This is a genomic window from Pseudoalteromonas sp. Of7M-16 (genome assembly GCF_022347805.1).
In the GTDB taxonomy this organism is placed as follows: domain Bacteria; phylum Pseudomonadota; class Gammaproteobacteria; order Enterobacterales; family Alteromonadaceae; genus Pseudoalteromonas; species Pseudoalteromonas luteoviolacea_F.
The window spans coordinates 144,897-167,317 of record NZ_JAKRFY010000001.1; the positions used below are offsets into that span (position 1 = coordinate 144,897).

Genomic DNA, 22,421 nt, shown 5'->3' on the forward strand with positions numbered 1-22,421 from the left:
AAACTATGAAATTTTCATCCCAACTTCAAAGCGCTACTTTGCTCAAGCGCTATAAACGATTTTTAGTCGACTTGCACAAAGAAGATGGTGAAACGTTTACCGTGCACTGTGCAAATACTGGCAAGATGACAGGGTGTGCCGACAGTGGTTTTAAAGCCTACTACTCGACCAGCAACAATAAGAAGCGCAAGTATGCACATTCACTTGAATTAACCGAAGATGGCCAAGGCCACCTCATTTGTGTCAATACTGGAGTGGCAAACAAAGTTGCCTATGAGGCTATTCAAGCCGGGGTCATTTCACAATTGAATGACTATGAAAATATCGCCAGCGAAGTAAAGTATGGCAATGAAAATAGCCGTATTGATATATTACTCTCATCACCCCAACAACCAGATTGTTATGTTGAGGTCAAGTCGGTCACACTGTTAGAAGGTGACCAAGGCTATTTCCCTGACACAGAAACAACCAGAGGGCAAAAGCACCTCAGAGAGTTGATACATATAAAAAATAATCACCAACGCGCCGTGCTATTATTTATTGTTATGCACAACGGCATTGAATCGGTCAAAGCAGCTGAGCATATTGATAAAAAATATGCCCAATTATTGGCTGAGGCAAAAAGCGAAGGGGTTGAAATATATGCATATAAAGCACAAGTTACCCCTAACGAGGTCAAGGTTATTAAACAAGTATCTGTACTAGATACTTGAAAAAAAAAACTTCACCCTCATATATCTGCCGTTAAAACTTCAGTCCAACGGCTTGTTTTAGAACAGGGACGAAGCAAAAAGTGTTTGCTAAGGGTTGAAGATTTTGCTATTTATAGCCGCCGGCGTTAGCTGGGGTTGTTTATTAAGGATTTAGGAGAATGCTATGCCAGACCAGAAAAAACTAGGGTTATTGGCTCAGGCCGGTTTAGAACCTTACCAAGAAAAGCCGGGCGAAGAATACATGGGCGAGGCGCAGCTAGCTCATTTCAAAAAAATATTAGAAGCGTGGCGTAACGATCTTCGCAATGAAGTTGATCGCACCATGAACCACATGCAAGATGAAGCGGCAAATTTCCCTGATCCTGTCGACCGTGCAGCGCAAGAAGAAGAGTTCTCTCTTGAACTGCGTACACGTGACCGAGAGCGTAAGCTGATCAAGAAAATTGAAAAGACGCTACAGCTGATTGAAGAAGATGACTTCGGTTTCTGTAATTCATGTGGCATCGAGATTGGTATTCGTCGCTTAGAAGCACGTCCTACCGCAGATTTGTGCGTGGATTGTAAAACACTTGCTGAAATCAAAGAAAAACAGCAGGGTCGAGGTTAAACCCGAGTAAAAACCTGTATAAACCATAGGTTAAGCTCATCAGTTATGCAGACCCCACAAAAAAAAGGCCCAGAGCAGAATAATTTACATGCTCTGGGTGCGTCTTCAGTTTATCGCGGACGCTTTGCGCCCTCCCCGTCAGGACCACTGCATTTTGGTTCGTTAATTGCGGCACTTACCAGCTACCTTGATGCCAAAGCCAACCAAGGGCAATGGCTAGTTCGAATGGAAGACATTGACACACCACGTGTTGTAAGTGGTGCGGCAGATGCCATTTTAACCACCCTTGAAGCTTATGGCTTACACTGGGATGGTGACATAATTTACCAAAGCCAAAGGCATGAGTTATATCAAGAAGTGCTCCACTCACTGGCTTCAACCGGTGAAGTCTATGCGTGCGTCTGCACTCGTAAGCAAATCAAACAGCGTGGAGGCTTTTATGACAACCATTGCCGCACGACCAACCATGTTTTTGAAAACAATGCGTTACGCCTAAAGCAAAATTTCCCAATTCACCAGTTTGAAGATGCTCTACAGGGTCATATAGTCATACCCGATCAAGTCGCGCAAGAAGACTATATCGTAAAGCGCCGAGATGGTTTGTACGCCTATCAACTTGTCGTGGTTGTGGATGACATAGAACAGCAAATCAGCCATGTTGTGCGCGGTGCAGACCTACTTGAACCGACCGCAAGACAGCTTAGTCTGTTTCAACAACTTGCAAAAAAGCCACCACACTATATGCATGTTCCGCTCGCCGTCGCACAGCCAGGGTTCAAGTTATCCAAGCAAAACTATGCCCCAGCCATTGACAACAACGCTCCCCTACCCGCACTTAAAGCCGCACTGGCATTTTTGGGCTTCAATAAAATTGAACTACATCACATTGATGATGTAACTGAATTACTCACATGGGCGACAGCGGCATACCATGATGTACAGTTACCAAAAAACAAAGAAATTCAGGTCACTCAACTCAGCTCAACGGACTACCAATTCACACCGTTATAACCCCGAGCATTACGTTCCAAATACTGCTAAATAAAACCCAGAATGAAGTACCCAGTATCGTGAAGATATATTGAGATTGGTTATTGATGTTATGAAAATAACTCGATGTAACAAAGTTACAATTCGTAGAGCGTTAATTGGTTGAAAATTTAATCGCTAATTCACGTCTGAAACTTCAATTTCAGTACATTTGAGTATATGATAGCGAGCCTTATGATCTCGCCTACACTTTAGAAAAAATAAAGCGCAGTGCGAGCAAAAAATATCTGTACAAATGATGCTGCGGGTGGGGACTCAAAGTAGTAGGAGAGTGGTTATTATTTCTAAAATATTCAAGTTGTGTAGGCAAATTGTTGGCGCCAAGCAAACTAAGGGGATAGTTGAGGCAAAATTAACACCTCAAATTATTCCGCGTAGTGAGCACAATATCTCACGAAAACAATTTAGCCCCAATGCAATCAAAGTGTTATATCGATTAAAAGATGGCGGCTATGACGCTTACCTTGTCGGTGGTTGTATTCGGGATATTTTGTTAGGGATTGAGCCAAAAGACTTTGACGTTGTCACAAACGCAACACCTGAAGAAGTTAAACGCCTATTTAGAAATTGTCGACTTATTGGTCGTCGCTTCAGACTTGCCCACATCGTATTTGGGCGTGAAGTTATTGAAGTTGCGACAATGCGCGGCCACCACCTATCGAATGGTGAAGATGATCCGACAAGTAAGGCAAGCGAACAGGGGCAGTTACTGCGCGATAACGTCTACGGCACCATCGAAGAAGATGCTCAGCGCAGAGACTTCTCAATCAACGCGTTATATTACTCCGTCAATGATTTTGGTGTACGCGATTTTGCTGGCGGCATTGAAGCCATCAAGGCAAGGCGTATTGAGCTAATCGGTGATCCAGAAACCCGTTATCGTGAAGATCCAGTGCGTATGCTACGTGCGGTTCGCTTTGCTACCAAGTTAGATATGGAGATTGCGCCTGCAACGCTCACACCTATCACTGAGTTATCACCGCTGCTTGGGAATATCCCACCGGCAAGATTGTTTGAAGAAACCCTCAAGCTGTTTTTAGGTGGTAAAGCAGAAGCTAACTTTTTAATGCTCAGAGAGTTAGGCCTATTCAAACAGCTGTTTCCAACTCTTGAAGAAATTTTGGCGCAAGAGGACAGTGAGTTTGAAAGACGTTTTATCCAGCAAATGTTTGCTAACACAGATGCTCGCATAAATAACAATAAAAAAGTGACGCCTGCGTTTATTTACGCCGCCTTACTTTGGTTCCCATTGCGCAAACGCGCCGCATTGTTAGAACAGCAGGGCATTTCAGAATACGATGCGTTTATGCAAGCCATCAGTCAGGTATTAAGCGAAAATGCACAACGTGTTGCTGTTCCAAAACGGTTTACACTGGGTGCCCGCGATATTTGGCATATTCAGCAACGTTTAGATAGACGCAGTGGCCAGCGAGCTTACCGTTTGAGTCTTCAACCCAAGTTTAAAGCCTCGTATGACTTTTTACTATTACGTGTTGAAAGTGGTGAATCCGACCAACAGCCGCTCGCTGATTGGTGGACAGAATACCTTAAACAAGATGTCGGCGGGCAAAAAGAAATGGTCAAAAACCTTGGACAAAAAGATCGTCCAAAACGCCGTTACCGTAATAAGCCTCGTAGAAAGCCAAAGCAAGATTCATGAATATAGTGTATATCGGGCTTGGGGCGAATTTGGTCGATCCCCAAGCACAGTTAATTCAGGCTGTAAATGCCTTAAACACGCACCCAGACTTTAACGATCTGGTTGTATCGAGTTTTTATAGTTCAAAACCTATGGGCCCACAGGACCAGCCAGATTATGTTAACGCAGTGGCTAGGTTTTCAACATCGCTTAAACCCGAAGCACTGTTAGACCAGCTTCAAGAGATTGAATTGCGCCAAGGCAGAGTACGTAAAGACGAACGTTGGGGCCCCAGAACACTGGACTTAGATATCCTTTTGTTTAACGAAGAAACCATTGCCACTGAACGTTTAACAGTACCTCATTACGGCCTATGTGACAGAGAATTTGTGGTATTCCCATTAATGGAAATAGCATCTCAACTTCAATTACCCGATGGAACAACACTTAAAAGTGTGGCTGATAAATTGCCAAAAAATGGCTTAACAGCGCTGCCTAACACAGATACAAAGGAGACACATTAATGGCAAAAGTTTCGGTTTCAACCTTGGCAAAGAAGAAACAACAAGGTGAAAAAATCACAGCATTAACGGCGTACGATGCCAGCTTTGCGAAGCTTTTTTATGACAATGGCGTTGATGTGGTTTTAGTTGGTGACTCATTGGGCATGGTATTGCAAGGTGCCGATGACACACTCGGCGTAACTACTGAAGAGATTGCCTACCACACTCGCAGTGTAAGAGCTGGCAGTAGAGAACTGTTTGTCGTCGCTGATATGCCATTTATGAGTTACTCAAACCCGGCACAAGCCTGCGAAAATGCTGCAAAACTTATGCGCAGCGGTGCTAATATGGTCAAACTGGAAGGTGGTACTTGGCTAGCAGAGTCAATTAAACTGCTTACACAGCAAGGGATCCCTGTGTGTGGTCACTTAGGTCTCACACCTCAGTCAGTTCACGTCTTTGGCGGCTTCAAGATACAAGGTCGCGAGGAGCAGCAAGCATTGCAAATGATTGCCGATGCACAGGCCCTTGAATCTGCTGGTGCACAGATGTTGGTTATTGAGTGTATCCCTTCCGATCTGGCTAAACGTATAACTGAAGCGGTCAATATTCCTGTTATTGGCATTGGCGCAGGTAAAGAAGTGGATGGTCAAATCCTAGTTATGCACGATCTAGTTGGTATTTCTGCTGGCTACATTCCGAAATTTTCTAAAAACTTTTTAGCAGAAACCGGCAATATGCAAGACGCTGTTAAAAAGTTCTGTGACGATGTTAAATCAGGCGCATTTCCAAGTTCAGAACACGAGTTTAACTAATGCAATCAATCACCGAAATAAAGTCATTACGCAGTCAAGTTAAAGCTTGGCGTCAACAAGGACACAGTATTGCCTTTGTGCCTACGATGGGCAATCTGCACCAAGGTCATTTTTCTTTAGTTGAAAAGGCCAAGACGCTGGCAGATAAAGTCGTAGTCAGCATTTTTGTTAACCCAATGCAATTTGGTAAAAATGAAGATTTAGATAGCTACCCGCGTACGCTTGTTCAAGACAAACAAGGGCTTGCAGAGCTTGGGACTGATATTGTGTTCACACCCAGTGTTGAAACAATTTACCCAAATGGACTAGCGACGCAAAGCTTTGTCGATGTACCCGGTGTATCTGAAGGTTATTGCGGCGGTGCGCGTGAAGGACATTTCAGGGGGGTTGCCACTGTGGTAACTAAGCTGTTTAACTTAGTCCAACCTGACTTTGCTTGTTTTGGTGAAAAAGACTACCAGCAGTTACAAGTTATCAAAACCATGGTGCACGACTTGTCTATGCCAATTGAAATTATTGGCGTACCAACACAAAGGGAAGTGACAGGTCTGGCTATGAGTTCGCGTAACGGCTACTTGTCAGAACAAGAAAAAGACGTCGCTAAAGTACTTTACAAAGTATTATCACAAACGGCTGCCGCACTGAAATCGGGCGTCCGTCAATTTGATAATTTGGAAAGTGAAGCTAAATCTGAGCTAGAGCAAGCAGGCCTCAAACCAGACTACTTTTCGATTGCACATAGAGATACACTCAAGCCCGCGCAGCAAAGCGATGAGCACTTTGTCGTATTAGCAGCTGCATTTTTAGGCAGTGTAAGGTTAATAGATAATATACAAGTTGTTAATTAACCTAAGAGATAAAAAAGCGCCTGTTAAGGGCGTTTTTTTGTGCCCGTGAGGTATTTGTTATCAATGTAATACCAAGAAAAGCCGTAATAATACCGCCCTTTCCCCACTGTTCATTGTAAATATATGCTAAGTTTAACATTGTACTAGAACATTAAAATCGTACATTTTACTCTCTATCTGCAAAATAATAGGAATGACTATGAGATTTGCGCTGCCACTGTTTTTGGTTACTTTAGTCGCTTGTAGTAACCAACAAAATTCACCTGAGCTCACCCAGTGTGCTCAACAAAACTTTCAGTGTGAACAAAACTGCTCACTTAGCTCTACCGAACAGACCATGACAAGACAGATATGCAGCGGTGAATGCATTGAGCGTTATAATACCTGCAAAGCGCAAGTTGAAGAGCTAACGAAAATACGCACCGCACAATACTGATAAATTAAATCTAACTCAGCCCTGAGTTGTTAATATGTATAAATAAAAAAGCCGCTCATACGAGCGGCTTTTTCTTTATGTTTAATGAGTTATAGAAGACCTAGCTTCTTAAGCTCACGGCTTGCCATTCTGTTCGTCAGTGGCACATAACCGTCTTTTTCTACAATTTTCTGACCTTCTTTAGATAGTACCATCTTCAAGAATTCTGCTTCGATTGGAGAAAGAGGCTTATTTGGGTGCTTATTCACGTAAACGTATAGGAAACGAGATAGCGGATATCTACCAGCAGCTACGTTTTCTAACGTTGCATCGACAAAGTTTTCGCCTTTCTTAGTCAGTGGTACAGTACGTACACCTGATGTCTTATAACCGATACCTGAGTAACCGATTGCATTCACAGATGAAGAGATAGACTGTACAACAGATGCAGAACCTGGCTGCTCGTTTACGTTGTTTCTGAAGTCACCTTTACACAGTGCTTTTTTCTTGAAGTAACCGTATGTACCTGACACTGAGTTACGACCATAAAGCTGAATGTCTTTTGCTGCCCAATCACCATTTAGGCCAACATCACTCCAACGATTAACTTGCTTGTCACCACCACACTTACGTGTAGAAGAGAAAATTGAGTCAACTTGGTCAATGCGAAGACCTTTAATTGGGTTGTCTTTATGTACGAATACAGCCAAAGCATCGATCGCAACGCGTACTTCAGTTGGCTTGTAACCATAGCGCTTTTCAAACGCTTCGATTTCTTTCGACTTCATCTTACGGCTCATTGGGCCAAAGTTTGCTGTCGCTTCAGTTAAAGCTGGAGGCGCAGTTGAAGAACCAGCTGCTTGGATCTGAATATTTACGTTAGGGTAAATACGCTTGTACTCTTCAGCCCAAAACGTCATCATGTTTGCAAGTGTATCTGAACCCACAGATGAAAAGTTACCTGAGATACCGCTGGTTTTGTTGTACTCTGGTAGTTGTTTGTCAAGTGCAGCCACTTGCGTTGATACCAATGTTGTTACAGCCACACCCATTGCGGCAACTAAGCTTTTAAATTTCATTTGGGTCACTCCAATTGTTCTTCCCATTTGATTACTGAGACTCATTGTGCGCTCAGCAAATTACAATAAAATTACCATTAAATGACACTTTTATGACTATCAGAGACTGTCATAAAAATGCGTTTTTCCTTTGGAAAAGAGAAAGAAAAGCACGACCCTTCACCCAATTTACTCGAGATCTCCAAATTCGAGTCATGTCGACTCAATACATGTTTAGTGATCGCCAGCCCAAGACCTGAACCGCCTGTTTTGCGACTGCGCGCCTTATCAACACGATAAAAACGCTCGGTCAAGCGATTAATATGCTCTGACGCGATACCGTCACCGTTGTCGGTAACAGAAAATGCTGGACGCTCACCGTCTAAGCTCCATGTGACCACAATTTTGCCATTGGGCTTGGTGTAGTGAATGGCATTAAAGACCAAATTAGAAAATGCACTACGCAGCTCATCAATACACCCCTTAATATCCAATGTTTCATCAACATTAAATTCAATCTCGTGGTGTTTATCTTGATTTAGCGAACGTGCTTCTGTGTGGATCAATTGCAGCATTCCTGGCACATTAACCGCTTTATCGTTAGCTTGGTCTCTATCTCCTTCAATTCTCGATAAAGATAACAGTTGATTGACCAAGCTGTCCATACGCTTACACTGCTCGATCATTGTCAACTGTGCTTTTTGCCAGATCGCCGGAGGTGGCACCTGATCCCCTTCCATCATTTCGAGGTAACCAGTTACCACAGTGAGTGGTGTACGCAATTCATGAGATACATTGGCAACAAAATCTTTGCGCATTTGCTCCAATTTCTTTAATCGTGATATATCTCGCACCACCATCATCAATTGCTCTGCATACGGCATAACACGAAACTCTAATACGCGCTCTGCGTTATGACCACTTTCAAGTTCTAATGGATCGGTGAAGTCATGATCTTGCATGTATTTAACGAATTTAGGATCGCGGATCAAGTTATCTAAACGTTGACCATGATCTGTCGGCCATTGCAAACCTAAGATCTTAAGTGCCAACTGGTTACACCAAATAATACTGAGATCCTGCTGCATCACGATAACGGCATCGGGAACCGCTTCTGCACCTTCACGAAAACGGCGGATCAATGCTGCGAGTTCATTACGCTTTTTGCGATTGCGATGCTGAAGATGATAGATCCCTTCAAAAATTTGCTCCCACGCGCCGGATCCTTCTGGCGGATTAAAGCTACGCTGGTTGATCAACCAGTCGCTCAGCTTATACAGTTGTTTAAAATGCCAAAAAAGTAGAACTGAGGCGCCCAAAAATAACAATACAAATGGTGCACCAAGTAAAATACCGATGAGGGTAAGAGGCAGAAAATACAAAAACAGGCGTTTTAGCAACGCCTGTTTATCAATCACTCTATACATATAAAATGATCCTAAAGATTAAGCGCTAGGATAACGCTACCACAGCGCACTTATTAATGCTTTATACTTTACTAGAAAAACGATAGCCTGCGCCACGCACAGTTTGCACTAGCCTGTCATGTCCAAGAGGTGCAATCGCTTTTCTTAGGCGTCGAATATGTACGTCTACCGTACGGTCCTCAACATACACGTTCGTGCCCCATACGTGGTCAAGCAGTTGTTCACGGCTATATACACGCTCTGGGTGAGTCATAAAGAAATGTAGCAACCTAAACTCGGTTGGCCCCATTTCAAGTTCATTCCCCGCAGACGTAACACGATGCGAAATAGGATCAAGCCTTAAGCCGTGAACTTCTATCGCTTCTTCTAAAGAAGTTGGCGACACTCGACGCATCACTGCTTTTATTCTTGCCATGAGCTCTTTTGGTGAAAAAGGCTTAGTCACGTAGTCATCTGCACCTACTTCTAATCCTTTAACCTTGTCTTCCTCTTCACCACGCGCTGTTAGCATGATGATAGGGATCTGACGAGTATACTCACTTTGCTTAAACTTTTTCGCAATTTGGATACCGCTACCACCAGGTAACATCCAATCCAGGAGCACCATATCTGGGTATGGCTCTACCATGGCTGCAATCGCTGAATCATAGTCTTCAGCTTCAATTGCTTGAAAGCCATTCTGTTCTAACACAAACACCAACATTTCTCTTATTGGTGCTTCGTCATCAACTACTAGTACTCTACGTGACATTCCCATTTATCTCTTACGTTACCGAAGTCGGTTTCATTATTATGACTAAGTATGACAGTTTTATGAAAGGTTACCCGATAATATAACCTTAATTCATTTCTCTAGAACACAGTTTCAATGAGTTAGAACTCATTTGTTCCTAATTTATCAGCAAATAGCGTGATTTAGCATCGAATAAACAGGTTTATTTGCGATCTTGGTTTCAATTAAAAAATTATTAAGATCATGTAATCCAGCACGGATCATTATTTTTCTAAGTGACAGCACACGAGATCACTATCTTACTTAGAGGATCATTTTGGGATCACTATTATACCTACTATGATCGCACGTTCCCCTATAAACTACATGTAAGTCATTGATCTTTTGGTCCACATATCTCACATTCTGATCAAAGCACCCACTAAATTACGATCACAACACGAACTTGCTAGTAAAAATCTGATCCCTAAACACTGATGTTGGTAAACTTGTGATCCGACATTGCGCAACTTGGTAGAAAACTGATCCCAACAAGAGATCTATCAATTATCACTGACCGTCTAGCACCAAAGTACACTCAGTATGACCACCGGCGTAAAACAAACACCCATAAAAAAAGCCCCTATTGGGGCTTAGTTATTTAAAATTAGTATCTTATTTTACTTTTGGAGCAAGCTCACCAGATAGGTATTTCACATGCATGTCATCTAGTGAAATTGGCTTGATCTTAGATGCTTGACCAGCTGTACCAAACGCTTCGTAACGTGCAATACAGATCTCTGTCATCGCTTTAGTCGCTTCCGCTAGGTATTTACGAGGATCAAAGTTAGCAGGATTGTGTGCTAAGTGGCGACGAATAGCACCAGTTGCAGCCAAACGTAGATCCGTGTCGATATTTACTTTACGAACACCGTGTTTGATCCCTTCAACGATCTGCTCTACTGGCACACCGTAAGTTTCTGGGATTTCACCGCCAAACTCATTGATCACAGCAAGCCACTCTTGAGGTACAGATGAAGAGCCGTGCATTACTAAGTGTGTATCCGGAATACGTGCGTGGATCTCTTTGATTCGGTTGATTGCAAGGATATCGCCCGTAGGTGGACGAGTAAATTTGTATGCACCGTGTGACGTGCCACAAGCGATAGCTAATGCGTCAACACCCGTTTTCTTGACGAAATCAGCCGCTTCTTCTGGGTCTGTAAGAAGCTGATCTTGCGTCAATTTACCAACAGCACCGATACCATCTTCTTCACCCGCTTCGCCAGTTTCAAGCGAGCCTAAAACACCTAGCTCACCTTCAACAGATACACCACAGGCATGGGCCATTTCAACTGTGCGGCGTGTTACATCAACATTGTACTCATACGTTGACGGTGTTTTACCATCATCAAGTAATGAACCATCCATCATCACTGATGAAAAACCTAATTGAATCGAGCGTTGACAAACCGCCGGAGATGTACCGTGATCTTGGTGCATAACAACAGGGATATGTGGCCACTCATCAACAGCAGCTAAAATCATATGGCGAATAAATGGTGCACCAGCATAGGCTCTTGCACCCGCAGAACCTTGTACAATTACTGGGCTGTTTGTTTTGTCAGCCGCTTCCATAATTGCGCGCATTTGCTCTTGGTTATTCACATTAAAGGCAGGAACGCCGTATCCATTCTCAGCCGCATGATCGAGAAGTTGACGCATACTGATTAAAGCCATATTGCTTTTCTCCAATTTTTGATAGCTCTTGGCTATCTATTTGAACGGGGTAGATTTAGTTTGGTTGGATCACAACCTCTATTAACCTAAACAAAGAGTGAGAGAGTGTTTAAATTAATAGCTGGAGGCCAAAGGCCCCCACAAATTTTTATGCTTTTGCTCTTTGCTCTAGCATATCAACCGCTGGTAATTTTTTGCCTTCTAAAAACTCTAAGAAAGCACCACCGCCAGTTGAGATATACGATATTTCATCGCCAACACCATATTTATCAATAGCTGCTAACGTGTCACCGCCACCAGCAATTGAAAATGCTTTTGACTTAGCAATCGCATGTGCAATGGCTTCTGTACCATTACCAAATTGATCAAATTCAAAGACACCAACTGGGCCATTCCAAACCACAGTGCCAGCTTGCTCAATAATTTTCGCCAGCTCAATTGCTGTATTTGGACCAATGTCGAAAATCATGTCATCGCTTTCAACTTCAGACGCATCTTTGATCACTGCAACGGCTGTTTCAGAGAATTCCTTACCAACAACAACATCGGTTGGCACTGGAATTGCGCCATCGTTCGCTTCAGCTGCAGCACTTAGCTTTTGCGCTTCAGGAATTAACTCTTCTTCATACAAAGATTTGCCTACAGGGCTACCTGACGCCGCGATAAATGTATTTGCAATACCACCACCAGTAACAAGTTGATCGACAACCGTTGAAAGTGAATCTAATACAGTTAGTTTAGTTGACACTTTTGAGCCACCTACAATTGCCACTAATGGGCGAGCAGGGTTATCAAGCGCTTTACCAAGAGCATCAAGCTCCGCAGCCAGTAATGGTCCTGCACATGCTACATCGGCGAATAAGCCAACGCCATGCGTTGACGCTTGCGCACGGTGAGCTGTACCAAACGCATCCATTACATAAATATCACACAGTGCAGCTAACTGCTTAGAAAGTGCTTCGTCGTTTTTCTTTTCACCTTTATTAAAGCGTACATTTTCAAAAACAACCACTTCGTTATCAGCAACTTCAACACCATCTAGGTAATCTGTGACTAATCTGACGTTTTGTTCAAGTACTTCATTTAGATAATCAACAACTGGCTGAAGCGAATACTGAGCATCGTATTCCCCTTCCGTTGGGCGACCTAGATGAGACATAACCATTACTTTGGCGCCTTTTTCCAGTGCCAATTTAATGGTTGGCAACGATGCTCTGATACGTGCGTCAGACGTTACTTTTCCGTCTTTCACTGGCACGTTCAAATCTTCACGAATAAGCACGCGTTTGCCGTTTAAATCTAAATCCGCCATCTTGATGACTGACATGGACATCTCCTTAAAAGAACGATACTAAAATTAAGAGGCTTTGATCATTGCCATTGCGGTGTCGAGCATGCGGTTTGCGAAACCCCACTCGTTATCACACCAAACTAACACCTTCACCAAGCGTTTATGGCTCACTCGGGTCTGGGTGCCATCAATAATACTGGAGTGTGGATCATGATTAAAATCAACCGAAACCAAAGGCTCTTCGGTGTAATCTAGGATTCCATGTAGCCTGCCAGAGGCAGCTTGTTCCAATACTTGATTAACTTGTTCCAATGTGACATCGCTTTGCAACGACACACTTAAGTCCATTGCAGTCACATTAATTGTAGGTACTCTGACAGCGATTGCTTCAAAGCGACCATGAAATTTAGGTAATATTCGCTCAATACCACGCGCAAGCTTGGTATCAACAGGTATAATAGACTGGCTTGCTGCGCGCGTTCTTCGCAAATCTTTATGATATGCGTCAATCACTTGCTGGTCATGCATCGACGCATGAATAGTGGTAATCGCACCAGACTCAATACCAAAAGCATCATCTAATACTTTAATGACAGGAACAATACAGTTCGTTGTACATGAACCATTTGACACAATTGTGTGCGCAGCGCGTAAATTATCTTCGTTAATACCGTAGACAATTGTCTCATCTACATCGGCATCTGCTGGGTGCGAAAATAGTACTTTTTTTGCCCCTGCGGCCAAGTGTGCTTCTGCATGTTGCCTCGAGTGATACACGCCAGTGCACTCCAACACAACGTCAATATCTAATGCATGCCAGGGTAAATGACTCGGGTCTTGCTCGTTAAAAATTTGAATTTGTTGTTCGGCAACTTCTAGATAGGGCTTATTAAGAGTTACGGGAAAAGAAAAACGACCATGTGATGTGTCATATTTCATTAAATGTGCGATCCCTTCCGGATCTGCCAACTCATTAATAGCGACGATTTGAAATTCGTTGTGGCGCCCAGACTCAAAGAGGGCTCGGACAATATTGCGACCTATGCGACCAAAACCATTGATTGCCAGTTTGATTGTCATTAACTAGAAGACCCATTTTTTAAATGCAAAAAGAAGTGACCAAGACTCCTTTGTAAAGATGGCGCTATTGTAATCGACCTTGAACAAATGTGTAAGTGATAAGCAAAAATTTTTCTTTATATGAGGTAAATTGCCAAAAAACCGATGTGGGCTACTTACTCAACATACCAAATTGCGCAGTTTTATTACCCCTTGCCTATCTAAATGACTCACTTGTGCCAACAACAGTTCAGCTGTCGCGAGCGCGTCACTGAGTGCATTGTGGTTTTGATAAGTCGGTAGACCATAGCGACGTCTGCATGCTGCTAAAGTCAGCTGATCTTGAGCCAAATATGTTTGACTACGCAACAGCTTATTTTTTTCAATTTTCAGTGTATCAATGATATGTACCGGCGTTACATTCACACCATATTGATTCATATATTTCTGTAAAAATCCCCAATCAAGGGATGCGTTGTGACACACCAGTGACTTGGACGCCAACTCCGCCCCCAAAGCTCTGATAATCTGTTCAAGACGCTCGCCGCTTTGTGCTAACTGATGCTCACCTATACCATGATACACAGGGCTTTGGGCAAGCTGCTTTACATCACTGTTTAATTTATGTTGCACCTGCTGAAGTTCGATCCGGCCATTTTTGATCAACACCCAAGCAATCGATACGATTTCATGTGAGTTGGGGTCAAGCCCGGTTAACTCTAAGTCCACAACTAAAAGTTCACTATTTAGCCACAACGCACTTTCAGTGCGCTGAAAAAGCTGAGGTAGTCGCCATTTCATTGCGCTATAAACTTCCACGAGCAAACTTAAATACACACGCCTGCTGAGCTTGCTTTATCAAATGAAATGCTTCTTTTAGTTGATGGCGTTCAAGTGAACTTAAGTGTTCAGGGTTAATGCAATTTGGAGGTAAATCAGGGGCCTCTATTTGAATTTTAAAACGCAACTGAGTTAAAAATCGCCAGCAGTCTTGTAAATTGTATATGTCCTCTTTACTGAGCACGCCAAAATCTTTTAGTGCAGCCAAGCGCATTTGAGTGTTGGCTTTGTTAATGCCACACTTGAGCGCGTAGAGACGCACTAGATCGTTCACAATTGCTACGCCCCTTATTTTTAAATCCAAATATCGGTGCTTGTGTTTATCTTGCTCCAATTTAAACTGCATAAACAAGCCGATAGGCACACTATTGGTGCTGATATCCGTTGCCATAGCGGCAAAAAATAGCTCTTGTTGTTGCAATGCCCTCAGCCCCGTATTAAGACTTTGATACAACGCTTGTTCACCATAAATAAAACGCCTATCAAAAAATATTTTACTGTTTAACATGGCTTGAGGCGTTGGTGTATGTACCCACTGCTCATAGCGCAATACCCACTCGTCAACCGTTCCTCGACACTGAGCATTGCTCGCCATAATGCCACCTGGGCAGGCTTTGATACCACAACTGATAAGATGCCCAGACACGTATGCCCCCAAACGCGCAAAGTAGTCTCGTTGATGGTCCAAAATGGCATTGGAAAAAACCAATCCATTGTCCTGATCTGAGTGTAATGTCTGCTCTTCTCGCGCTTGTGAGCCAAAGCAGATCCAGCAAAAACTACATGGCGGTTCACCTGCTTGTTGAATGAATAACTCTGTCAAACGACTCATCAACGCATCCGTTAAACCGCTGAGCAAAGTCCCAATAAATGAGATATCTTCAACGGTATTGGAAAAGCCGCGTAACAATGCTGGGATTTCCATCGCTAAACGGATCACTTCCTGATGACTGTGGGCTTTGTAAATTTGCCCAATCAATTGCACAGGATCATGTTTTTGTTGTCGCAGCAGATCTGTGCTGGTCACCATACCCAACGGCACGCGTTCTTCATTGAGTACAGGGAGGTGATGAATATTGTGCTTGAGCATCAAATGTAGCGCAGAGAACGCGCGATTATTCTCAAAAATAAACTTGGGGTTTGGAGTCATGATTTGCGCAACACTGGCGCTCGGAGCAAGTTCGGCTGCCAAAACTCGATTGCGTAAATCGCGATCGGTTATAATTCCAGACAACTCGCCTTTTTCAGTGACTATCACCGATGACACACCTGCTTTTTGCATTAATTTAGCTGCATCGACTATGCGCGCATGGGGCTCAATGGTCACAGCTGATTTCCCCATCAAAGCAGATACCTTATGCTCAGGCCAAGCCCGTCCACGCTCTTGATAGTGGCTTGATAATATGCGCTTTTTGTGCGCTCGAACAAAATGTTGTTCAAACTTTTGGTATTCTCTTCGCAAAAAGTCAAAGTCTTGTTGTGGTAACAAAAAGACCAACCCACTGGTTTGCACCTCCAAGTGGTTTTTTATCTCTTCTCCAGTTAACAGTGATGGATAGCCAAAGTAGTCCCCTTCCCCCAACCGAGTTACCACCTCTCCTACGGTATTGACCAAATCAAACACACCAGAGCGAATTAGGTATAAATATTTGTCTGTGGATGCCAGTAGCTCTGACTGATTCAGTGACGTGATATAAACCACCTTGGCGTGATTTACATAAAAATGTGCACATGAAGGGGGCAGTTCACTGAAGGGCAATTGCTTTGTCACAAAGTCCAAAACATCAACTACAGGCGAAACACTCTGAGAATGTGTCATTTTTGCTCCCTAAAAAGACACTAGCCCAGCAAACTGCTGGGCTAGTTTTTCCTCATTACTTTTAGTGTGCGTGCGCCGCACTTGAACCTTTAGGATTACGGATCCCATCGACCATGCGTTTTACTTCTTCTGGCGTCTCTGCTGTAAGCTTCATAACAACAGCCGCAACACCAAAGTTAACCAGCATACCTATGATACCTATCCCCTCCGGTGAAATACCAAATAACCAATTTGCCGGCGCGTTCAGCTCTGGGCTAACAAACTTAAAGTAAATAATGTACGCCGCCGTGAAGCCTATACCTGAAATCATACCGGCAATTGCACCTTCCTTATTCATGCGTTTCGAGAAGATCCCCATGATAATTGCAGGGAAGAAACTCGCCGCAGCTAAGCCAAAGGCAAACGCGACCACCGAGGCGACAAACCCAGGCGGATTTATGCCAAAGTAAGCTGAGATCCCAATTGCCACCATTGCAGCGAGCCGTGCGGCCATTAATTCTTGTTTATCGCTGATATCCGGTTTAAGTGTGCGTTTGAGCAAATCATGAGACACAGACGTCGAAATAACCAATAATAATCCCGCCGTTGTTGACAGTGCCGCAGCGATACCACCAGCGGCAACGAGTGCAATAACCCAAGCTGGCAAATCGGCAATTTCAGGGTTGGCAAGTACCATAATATCGCGGTCAATTTTTACTTCATTGGCACTGGCTGGATCATCGATTTTGCCAGCTGAATAGAACATCTTGCCGTCGCCATTTTTATCATTGAATGTGATAAGGCCTGTTCTTTCCCAATTTTTAACCCACTGTGGCGCTTCAGCATACGCTGTACCACTGCCATCTTTACCATTAATGGTGTCGATCATGTTCACTCGAGCAAACGATGCAACCGCTGGTGCTGTGGTATAAACAATCGCTATAAACACCAAAGTCCATGCAGCTGAAATACGCGTGTCTTTTACTTTAGGTACAGTAAAAAAGCGCACAATTACGTGCGGTAAACCAGCAGTACCGACCATCAGGGCTGCGGTGATTGCAAACACATCAATCATGCTCTTCGAGCCCTCGGTATACTGCGCGAAGCCGAGCTCGGTACTGAGTCCGTCGAGTTTATCGAGTAAGTAAGTATTTGAGCCGTCAGCTAATGTCGCACCAAACCCTGTTTGGGGTAGCAAATGCCCTGTCATCATCATAGAGATAAAAATTGCAGGCACTAGATAGGCAAAAACTAACACACAATATTGCGCAACCTGTGTATAGGTGATCCCTTTCATACCACCTAAAACGGCATAGAAGAAAACAATCACCATGCCAATATACACACCCGTTTCAATATCGACTTCTAAAAAGCGCGAGAATACGACACCTACGCCACGCATTTGCCCAGCAATATAGGTAAAGCAGATAAAGATGGCACATAAAATAGCGACCACACGCGCAACCTGCGAATAATATCTATCGCCAATAAAATCAGGCACAGTGAATTTGCCGAACTTGCGTAAATAAGGTGCCAGACACAATGCGAGTAGTACGTAGCCTCCAGTCCACCCCATCAGGTATACACCACCATCATACCCTGCAAAGGAAATGATACCCGCCATTGAAATAAACGATGCCGCACTCATCCAATCGGCAGCCGTCGCCATGCCATTGGCTAACGGTGGTACGCCGCCGCCAGCGACGTAGAACTCATTGGTTGATCCTGCTCGAGCCCAAATAGCGATACCGATATAAAGGGCAAAACTCAGCCCAACAATTAAAAATGTAAACGTTTGAACATCCATTATGTTGCTCCTTACTCATCTACGCCGTATTTTTTATCAAGCGCACCCATTTTCGATACGTAGACAAAAATCAAAGCAACAAATGTATAAATTGCGCCTTGTTGTGAAAACCAAAAGCCCAACTTAAACCCAAAAAAACGTACTTCATTTAATACGTCTACAAACAAGATGCCACACCCAAATGACACCACAAACCAAACTGCTAATAGCTTAAACATCAAGGCTAGATTTTCTGACCAATATGCTTTTGCTTGTTCTTCACTTTTAAAGGCCATGATTAACTCCCCGTTTAACGCAAACTGTATGAATGCGTTGGTATGAATTGACCCTTTGACTTTAGCAACGGCTTGTCACGATTGAATTGAGACCTTAGTCGTAAACACATTTTGACGTTTACGTAAACTGCGAATTAAAGCAACTTGAACAAATTTAATAGTCTTAATAATCAGATGGTTAGATAAATTTGTATTTCTGAGCATTCAGAATAATTAACAATTCGTACGGTATAAGACATTAGTCTAATTAGCACAATAAAGTATGCGCTTTAAGACTGAAGCGACGTATTATATTTCCAGCAAGGGCACTCTGGCTTATTCCAGCTAAGCCAGATAAGATTACCCCTCAAACCGTTCATCGAATTTAATAATATTATCAATAACATCAACTAGGACTTACGATGACAGCTGCGCTTATTCTGGTCGCTTTAAGTTATATTGGCCTGCTCTTTTGGCTCGCCAATTGGGGAGACAAACATACGCCGTTGGCACAAAAGATAAGCCATCACCCTTTTGTTTATGCGCTAGCTTTAGGGATCTACTGCACCTCTTGGACCTACTATGGTTCAGTTGGCACTGCCGCAGCCAGTAGTTGGCACTTCTTCCCAATTTTACTTGGACCCATGCTGCTGTTTATATTCGGCCATGGCTTTTTACGTAAAATGATATTGGTAAGTAAGAAACAAAATATAACGACAATCTCAGATTTTATCAGTGCGCGCTATGGCAAGCGGCAAATGACCGCAGTTATGGTCACGCTTATCGCACTGCTAGCAACTATTCCCTATATTGCTTTGCAGTTAAAAGCGCTTGCAAATAGCTTTGAACTTCTGCGTCAAAATGACGATGTATCTGGTGCAACTTTAGCACTCATCGGCACCTTAATGATGGCACTATTCGCCATATTTTTCGGTGCTAGAAAGGTCGATGTCACGGAATATCGCTCTGGGTTGATGTTAGCCATCGCATTTGAATCTTTGGTTAAACTCTTGGCCCTCGTTGCAGTGGCGTACATTTCATTGCAAGCATTACTTATGCAAACCCAGACCCAATCAATTTGGCATCATTGGCAAACCTTTAATTTTGCGGATTTCAATTTTATCGGTCAAACACTCATGGCTGGCGCAGCAATTATTTGCCTGCCCAGACAATTTCACGTCACAGTGGTCGACAACCAAAATAGTAACCATCTCAATACCGCGAGGTGGGCTTTCCCTTTATATTTACTGCTGATAGCCCTGATGATCATTCCCATTGCCAGCGCGGCGATTCATCCACAGATAGGGCAGAATATTGCGGCTGATAGCTTTGTCTTAGGTCTGCCACTGAGCTTTGACTACCCTGTTATGTCGACATTTGTCTTCATAGGCGGGCTTTCCGCAGCCACCGCCATGATAATTGTTGCGACTTTGACACTCAGTACTATGCTATCTAACGATATTGTCTTACCCTTACTCCTAAAAAGACGCTTTAAAAAGAGTTTATTAACCAATAACTACAAATCCCAGATCTTATTGGTCAGACGCTTTATTATTGGCGCTATCTTATTGCTCGCTTATCTTTATCAGCAATGGATCGGTCATGGTGCGGCGCTGGCGAGTATGGGCTTGGTTGCTTTCTCTCTGGTTACTCAATTACTTCCTGCCATTGTCGGCGGTTTATACTGGCGCAAGGGTCATGCTTATGGCGTCTACGCAGGCTTGCTTGCCGGACTTATCTGTTGGGCGTTGTTTATGTTATTGCCCATCGTATCGTCACCTGAGTTACTCGATTATCAAACTCAACAGACGATTGTCACCAGAGGTACCTTACTCGCTTTGCTGGCAAACATCAGCTGCTACATTAGCTTTTCTCTAGGAGCCCATGAACGACTGATTGATAAACTACAAGCGACCGCATTTGTCAGACCTAAAGAACAAGCGGCACTGGCCAAAAAGCTAAACAAAGAAGTCAAAGCAACGGTCTATGACTTTAAAGTGTTACTACAGACATTTTTGGGGATTCAAAGGAGCCAACAACTGCTTGGGCACTATGCACTCAATGAAGACATAGATGAAAACAATGCATCGCCAACCCCTGATTTTATAAGTTTTTGTGAACGCGCTTTGACAGGGGTACTTGGTGCATCTTCAGCTCAGGCCCTGATCCATGCAGTTTCTTCCGGAAAACAAATGGCATTCGAAGAAGTTGTCACCTTTTTCGACGAAACCACACAAGCTTTGCAGTTTAATCAAAATTTACTGTTTACCTCTTTGGAGAATCTCAGCCATGGTATATCCGTTGTCGATCGGGACCTCAAATTGGTTGCTTGGAACAAGCGCTACAATGAAATGTTTGAATACCCACAGGGTTACCTCCAAGTTGGTCAAGACATTGAAGAAATCATTCGCTATAACGCCCAGCGAGGTGAATGTGGTCCTGGCGCACTTGAAAAGCTGGTTGAAAAACGCGTTCAACACTTGAGAAATGGGACTCCTCACCACTATATTCGCCACAGGGAAAATGGGCAGGTTTTTGAAATGACAGGTAACCCCTTACCGGGAGGCGGGTTTGTTACCAGCTTTTCGGACATTACCATGCACATGGCAACACAAAATGCGCTTGAAGAAATTAACATGGACTTGGAAAATCGCATCGAGGCTAGAATGCTGGAGATACGCGCCATAAACCAAGACTTGAAAGCACAGATAGCCACACGAGAAAAAATAGAACAAGACTTAGTTGCCGCCAAAAAAGAAGCTGAACGCGCCAATGATAGTAAAACGCGCTTTTTAGCCCTTGCAAGTCACGATATCTTGCAACCACTCAATGCCGCACGACTATACCTTGGAGCCATCAACGAACAACAGCTTCCCGAAACAGAGCAAAGCAATTTGAGCAAGCTTGGAGACAGCTTAGACTCTACTGTACATCTCATGTCATCGCTCCTTGATATTGCCAAACTCGAACAAGGTGCGATGCAACCAACACCCAAACACTTTAATTTGAGTGACATCCTTAATCCACTTGCAAACGAATATGCCCTGATCTGCCAAGACAAAGGACTGACACTCAAAGTGCGTAATATCAACCACGTTGTACACGGTGATATCACCTACTTACGTCGTGTCATTCAAAACTTAGTTTCTAATGCAGTGAAGTATACTGACTTAGGCGCGGTATTGATCGCTTGTAGAAAACGCGGCCATAGCTTGCGTATTGAAGTTTGGGATACCGGCCCGGGTATTTCCCCCTACGAACAAGAAAAGATATTTAATGACTTTTACCGTATTGAGGCAGGTGACAATCGCGGTGTTGGTTTGGGTCTTGGGGTCGTAAAACGCTTGTGTGATTTAATGAGCATTCCTCTCACAATGCATTCTAAGCTGACTAAAGGCAGTCGCTTCTTCATTGAAGTACCCCTTGGTGAGCAACAACAAGTACAAACCGTTGATGCAGTTGGACACAGTGACAATAAACGAAAGCTAACGGTGATGGCCGTAGATGATGATCCAAATAACCTAGCAGCCATGTCCAGCCTGCTGGTTAAATGGCAACTGCAACACACATTATTTTCTCAGGTTGACGAAGCACTGGACTACGCGAAAAATAATAAAGCGCCAGACATACTGTTAATTGACTACCAGCTCGGATCGCACTGTGACGGTGTCACTTTAATAAAAACACTCAGAGAGGTTTGGCAACATGATATTCCTGCCGTGCTCATCACTGCTGTGCGAGATCAAGCGCTTAAAACTCAAGTAAAAGCACAGCAAATCCATTATCTAACAAAGCCATTGAAACCAGCTAAACTCAAGGCCCTGCTTAATCATTCCCAATGATTA

At 43.4% G+C, this 22,421-nt stretch carries 19 protein-coding genes; 9 read left to right on the forward strand and 10 right to left on the reverse strand.

Annotated elements, in window-relative coordinates; genetic code table 11:
* Nucleotides 1-5: 5 nt before the first annotated feature.
* From sfsA to MHN81_RS00700, 8 genes are all read left to right on the forward strand, one after another.
* Entirely contained in the window at nucleotides 6-713 is a 708-nt protein-coding gene (gene sfsA / locus MHN81_RS00665; RefSeq protein ID WP_023399806.1) for a DNA/RNA nuclease SfsA, read from the forward strand.
* Nucleotides 714-876: 163 nt separating this feature from the next.
* Entirely contained in the window at nucleotides 877-1,320 is a 444-nt protein-coding gene (dksA, locus tag MHN81_RS00670; protein WP_023399805.1) for an RNA polymerase-binding protein DksA, read from the forward strand.
* A gap of 45 nt (nucleotides 1,321-1,365) precedes the next feature.
* Entirely contained in the window at nucleotides 1,366-2,331 is a 966-nt protein-coding gene (gene gluQRS, locus MHN81_RS00675) for a tRNA glutamyl-Q(34) synthetase GluQRS (RefSeq protein WP_023399804.1), read from the forward strand.
* 277 nt (nucleotides 2,332-2,608) lie between these two features.
* A complete protein-coding gene (pcnB, locus tag MHN81_RS00680; protein ID WP_239424916.1) occupies nucleotides 2,609-4,030 on the forward strand; it encodes a polynucleotide adenylyltransferase PcnB in 1,422 nt (473 codons plus the stop codon).
* Complete coding sequence (folK, locus tag MHN81_RS00685; protein ID WP_239424786.1) at nucleotides 4,027-4,533, forward strand: 2-amino-4-hydroxy-6-hydroxymethyldihydropteridine diphosphokinase; 507 nt, start codon at nucleotides 4,027-4,029, stop codon at nucleotides 4,531-4,533. The genes pcnB and folK overlap by 4 nt, the downstream gene beginning before the upstream one ends.
* Nucleotides 4,533-5,327: a 3-methyl-2-oxobutanoate hydroxymethyltransferase gene (gene panB / locus MHN81_RS00690; protein WP_023399801.1), complete on the forward strand. Its 795-nt coding sequence runs from the start codon at nucleotides 4,533-4,535 to the stop codon at nucleotides 5,325-5,327. Before folK ends, panB begins: the two co-directional genes overlap by 1 nt.
* The gene (panC, locus tag MHN81_RS00695) at nucleotides 5,327-6,175 is read left to right on the forward strand and encodes a pantoate--beta-alanine ligase (RefSeq protein ID WP_239424787.1); all 849 of its coding nucleotides are present in this window, start codon (nucleotides 5,327-5,329) and stop codon (nucleotides 6,173-6,175) included. The genes panB and panC overlap by 1 nt, the downstream gene beginning before the upstream one ends.
* A 199-nt stretch (nucleotides 6,176-6,374) precedes the next feature.
* The gene (locus tag MHN81_RS00700; protein WP_343224722.1) at nucleotides 6,375-6,611 is read left to right on the forward strand and encodes a hypothetical protein; all 237 of its coding nucleotides are present in this window, start codon (nucleotides 6,375-6,377) and stop codon (nucleotides 6,609-6,611) included.
* An 89-nt stretch (nucleotides 6,612-6,700) separates the two neighbouring features.
* Here MHN81_RS00700 and MHN81_RS00705 read toward each other — a convergent pair whose 3' ends face one another.
* The 10 genes from MHN81_RS00705 to MHN81_RS00750 form a co-directional block, all read right to left on the reverse strand.
* Entirely contained in the window at nucleotides 6,701-7,669 is a 969-nt protein-coding gene (locus MHN81_RS00705; RefSeq protein ID WP_036976419.1) for a phosphate ABC transporter substrate-binding protein PstS family protein, read from the reverse strand.
* Nucleotides 7,670-7,746: 77 nt separating this feature from the next.
* Nucleotides 7,747-9,075: a phosphate regulon sensor histidine kinase PhoR gene (gene phoR, locus MHN81_RS00710; protein WP_023399797.1), complete on the reverse strand. Its 1,329-nt coding sequence runs from the start codon at nucleotides 9,073-9,075 to the stop codon at nucleotides 7,747-7,749.
* A gap of 61 nt (nucleotides 9,076-9,136) precedes the next feature.
* On the reverse strand, nucleotides 9,137-9,826 hold the full coding sequence (phoB, locus tag MHN81_RS00715) for a phosphate regulon transcriptional regulator PhoB (protein WP_023399796.1): 690 nt from the start codon (nucleotides 9,824-9,826) through the stop codon (nucleotides 9,137-9,139).
* 636 nt (nucleotides 9,827-10,462) lie between these two features.
* Entirely contained in the window at nucleotides 10,463-11,527 is a 1,065-nt protein-coding gene (gene fba / locus MHN81_RS00720) for a class II fructose-bisphosphate aldolase (RefSeq protein WP_239424789.1), read from the reverse strand.
* Between the two features lie 148 nt (nucleotides 11,528-11,675).
* Nucleotides 11,676-12,854, reverse strand: coding sequence for a phosphoglycerate kinase (locus MHN81_RS00725; protein ID WP_023399794.1), 1,179 nt, complete (start codon nucleotides 12,852-12,854; stop codon nucleotides 11,676-11,678).
* A 30-nt stretch (nucleotides 12,855-12,884) separates the two neighbouring features.
* Nucleotides 12,885-13,898, reverse strand: a complete 1,014-nt coding sequence (epd, locus tag MHN81_RS00730; RefSeq protein ID WP_023399793.1) for an erythrose-4-phosphate dehydrogenase — start codon at nucleotides 13,896-13,898, stop codon at nucleotides 12,885-12,887.
* Between the two features lie 159 nt (nucleotides 13,899-14,057).
* Nucleotides 14,058-14,678, reverse strand: coding sequence for a 3'-5' exonuclease (locus MHN81_RS00735; RefSeq protein WP_036976477.1), 621 nt, complete (start codon nucleotides 14,676-14,678; stop codon nucleotides 14,058-14,060).
* Between the two features lie 4 nt (nucleotides 14,679-14,682).
* On the reverse strand, nucleotides 14,683-16,536 hold the full coding sequence (locus tag MHN81_RS00740; protein WP_239424790.1) for a DUF294 nucleotidyltransferase-like domain-containing protein: 1,854 nt from the start codon (nucleotides 16,534-16,536) through the stop codon (nucleotides 14,683-14,685).
* Between the two features lie 61 nt (nucleotides 16,537-16,597).
* Complete coding sequence (locus MHN81_RS00745; RefSeq protein WP_023399790.1) at nucleotides 16,598-18,322, reverse strand: sodium:solute symporter family protein; 1,725 nt, start codon at nucleotides 18,320-18,322, stop codon at nucleotides 16,598-16,600.
* 11 nt (nucleotides 18,323-18,333) lie between these two features.
* Entirely contained in the window at nucleotides 18,334-18,597 is a 264-nt protein-coding gene (locus MHN81_RS00750; protein WP_023399789.1) for a DUF4212 domain-containing protein, read from the reverse strand.
* A 401-nt stretch (nucleotides 18,598-18,998) separates the two neighbouring features.
* On the opposite strand from MHN81_RS00750, the gene MHN81_RS00755 reads away from it, so the two are divergent.
* Nucleotides 18,999-22,418, forward strand: a complete 3,420-nt coding sequence (locus tag MHN81_RS00755) for a PAS-domain containing protein (RefSeq protein WP_023399788.1) — start codon at nucleotides 18,999-19,001, stop codon at nucleotides 22,416-22,418.
* The last annotated feature ends 3 nt before the right edge of the window (nucleotides 22,419-22,421 follow it).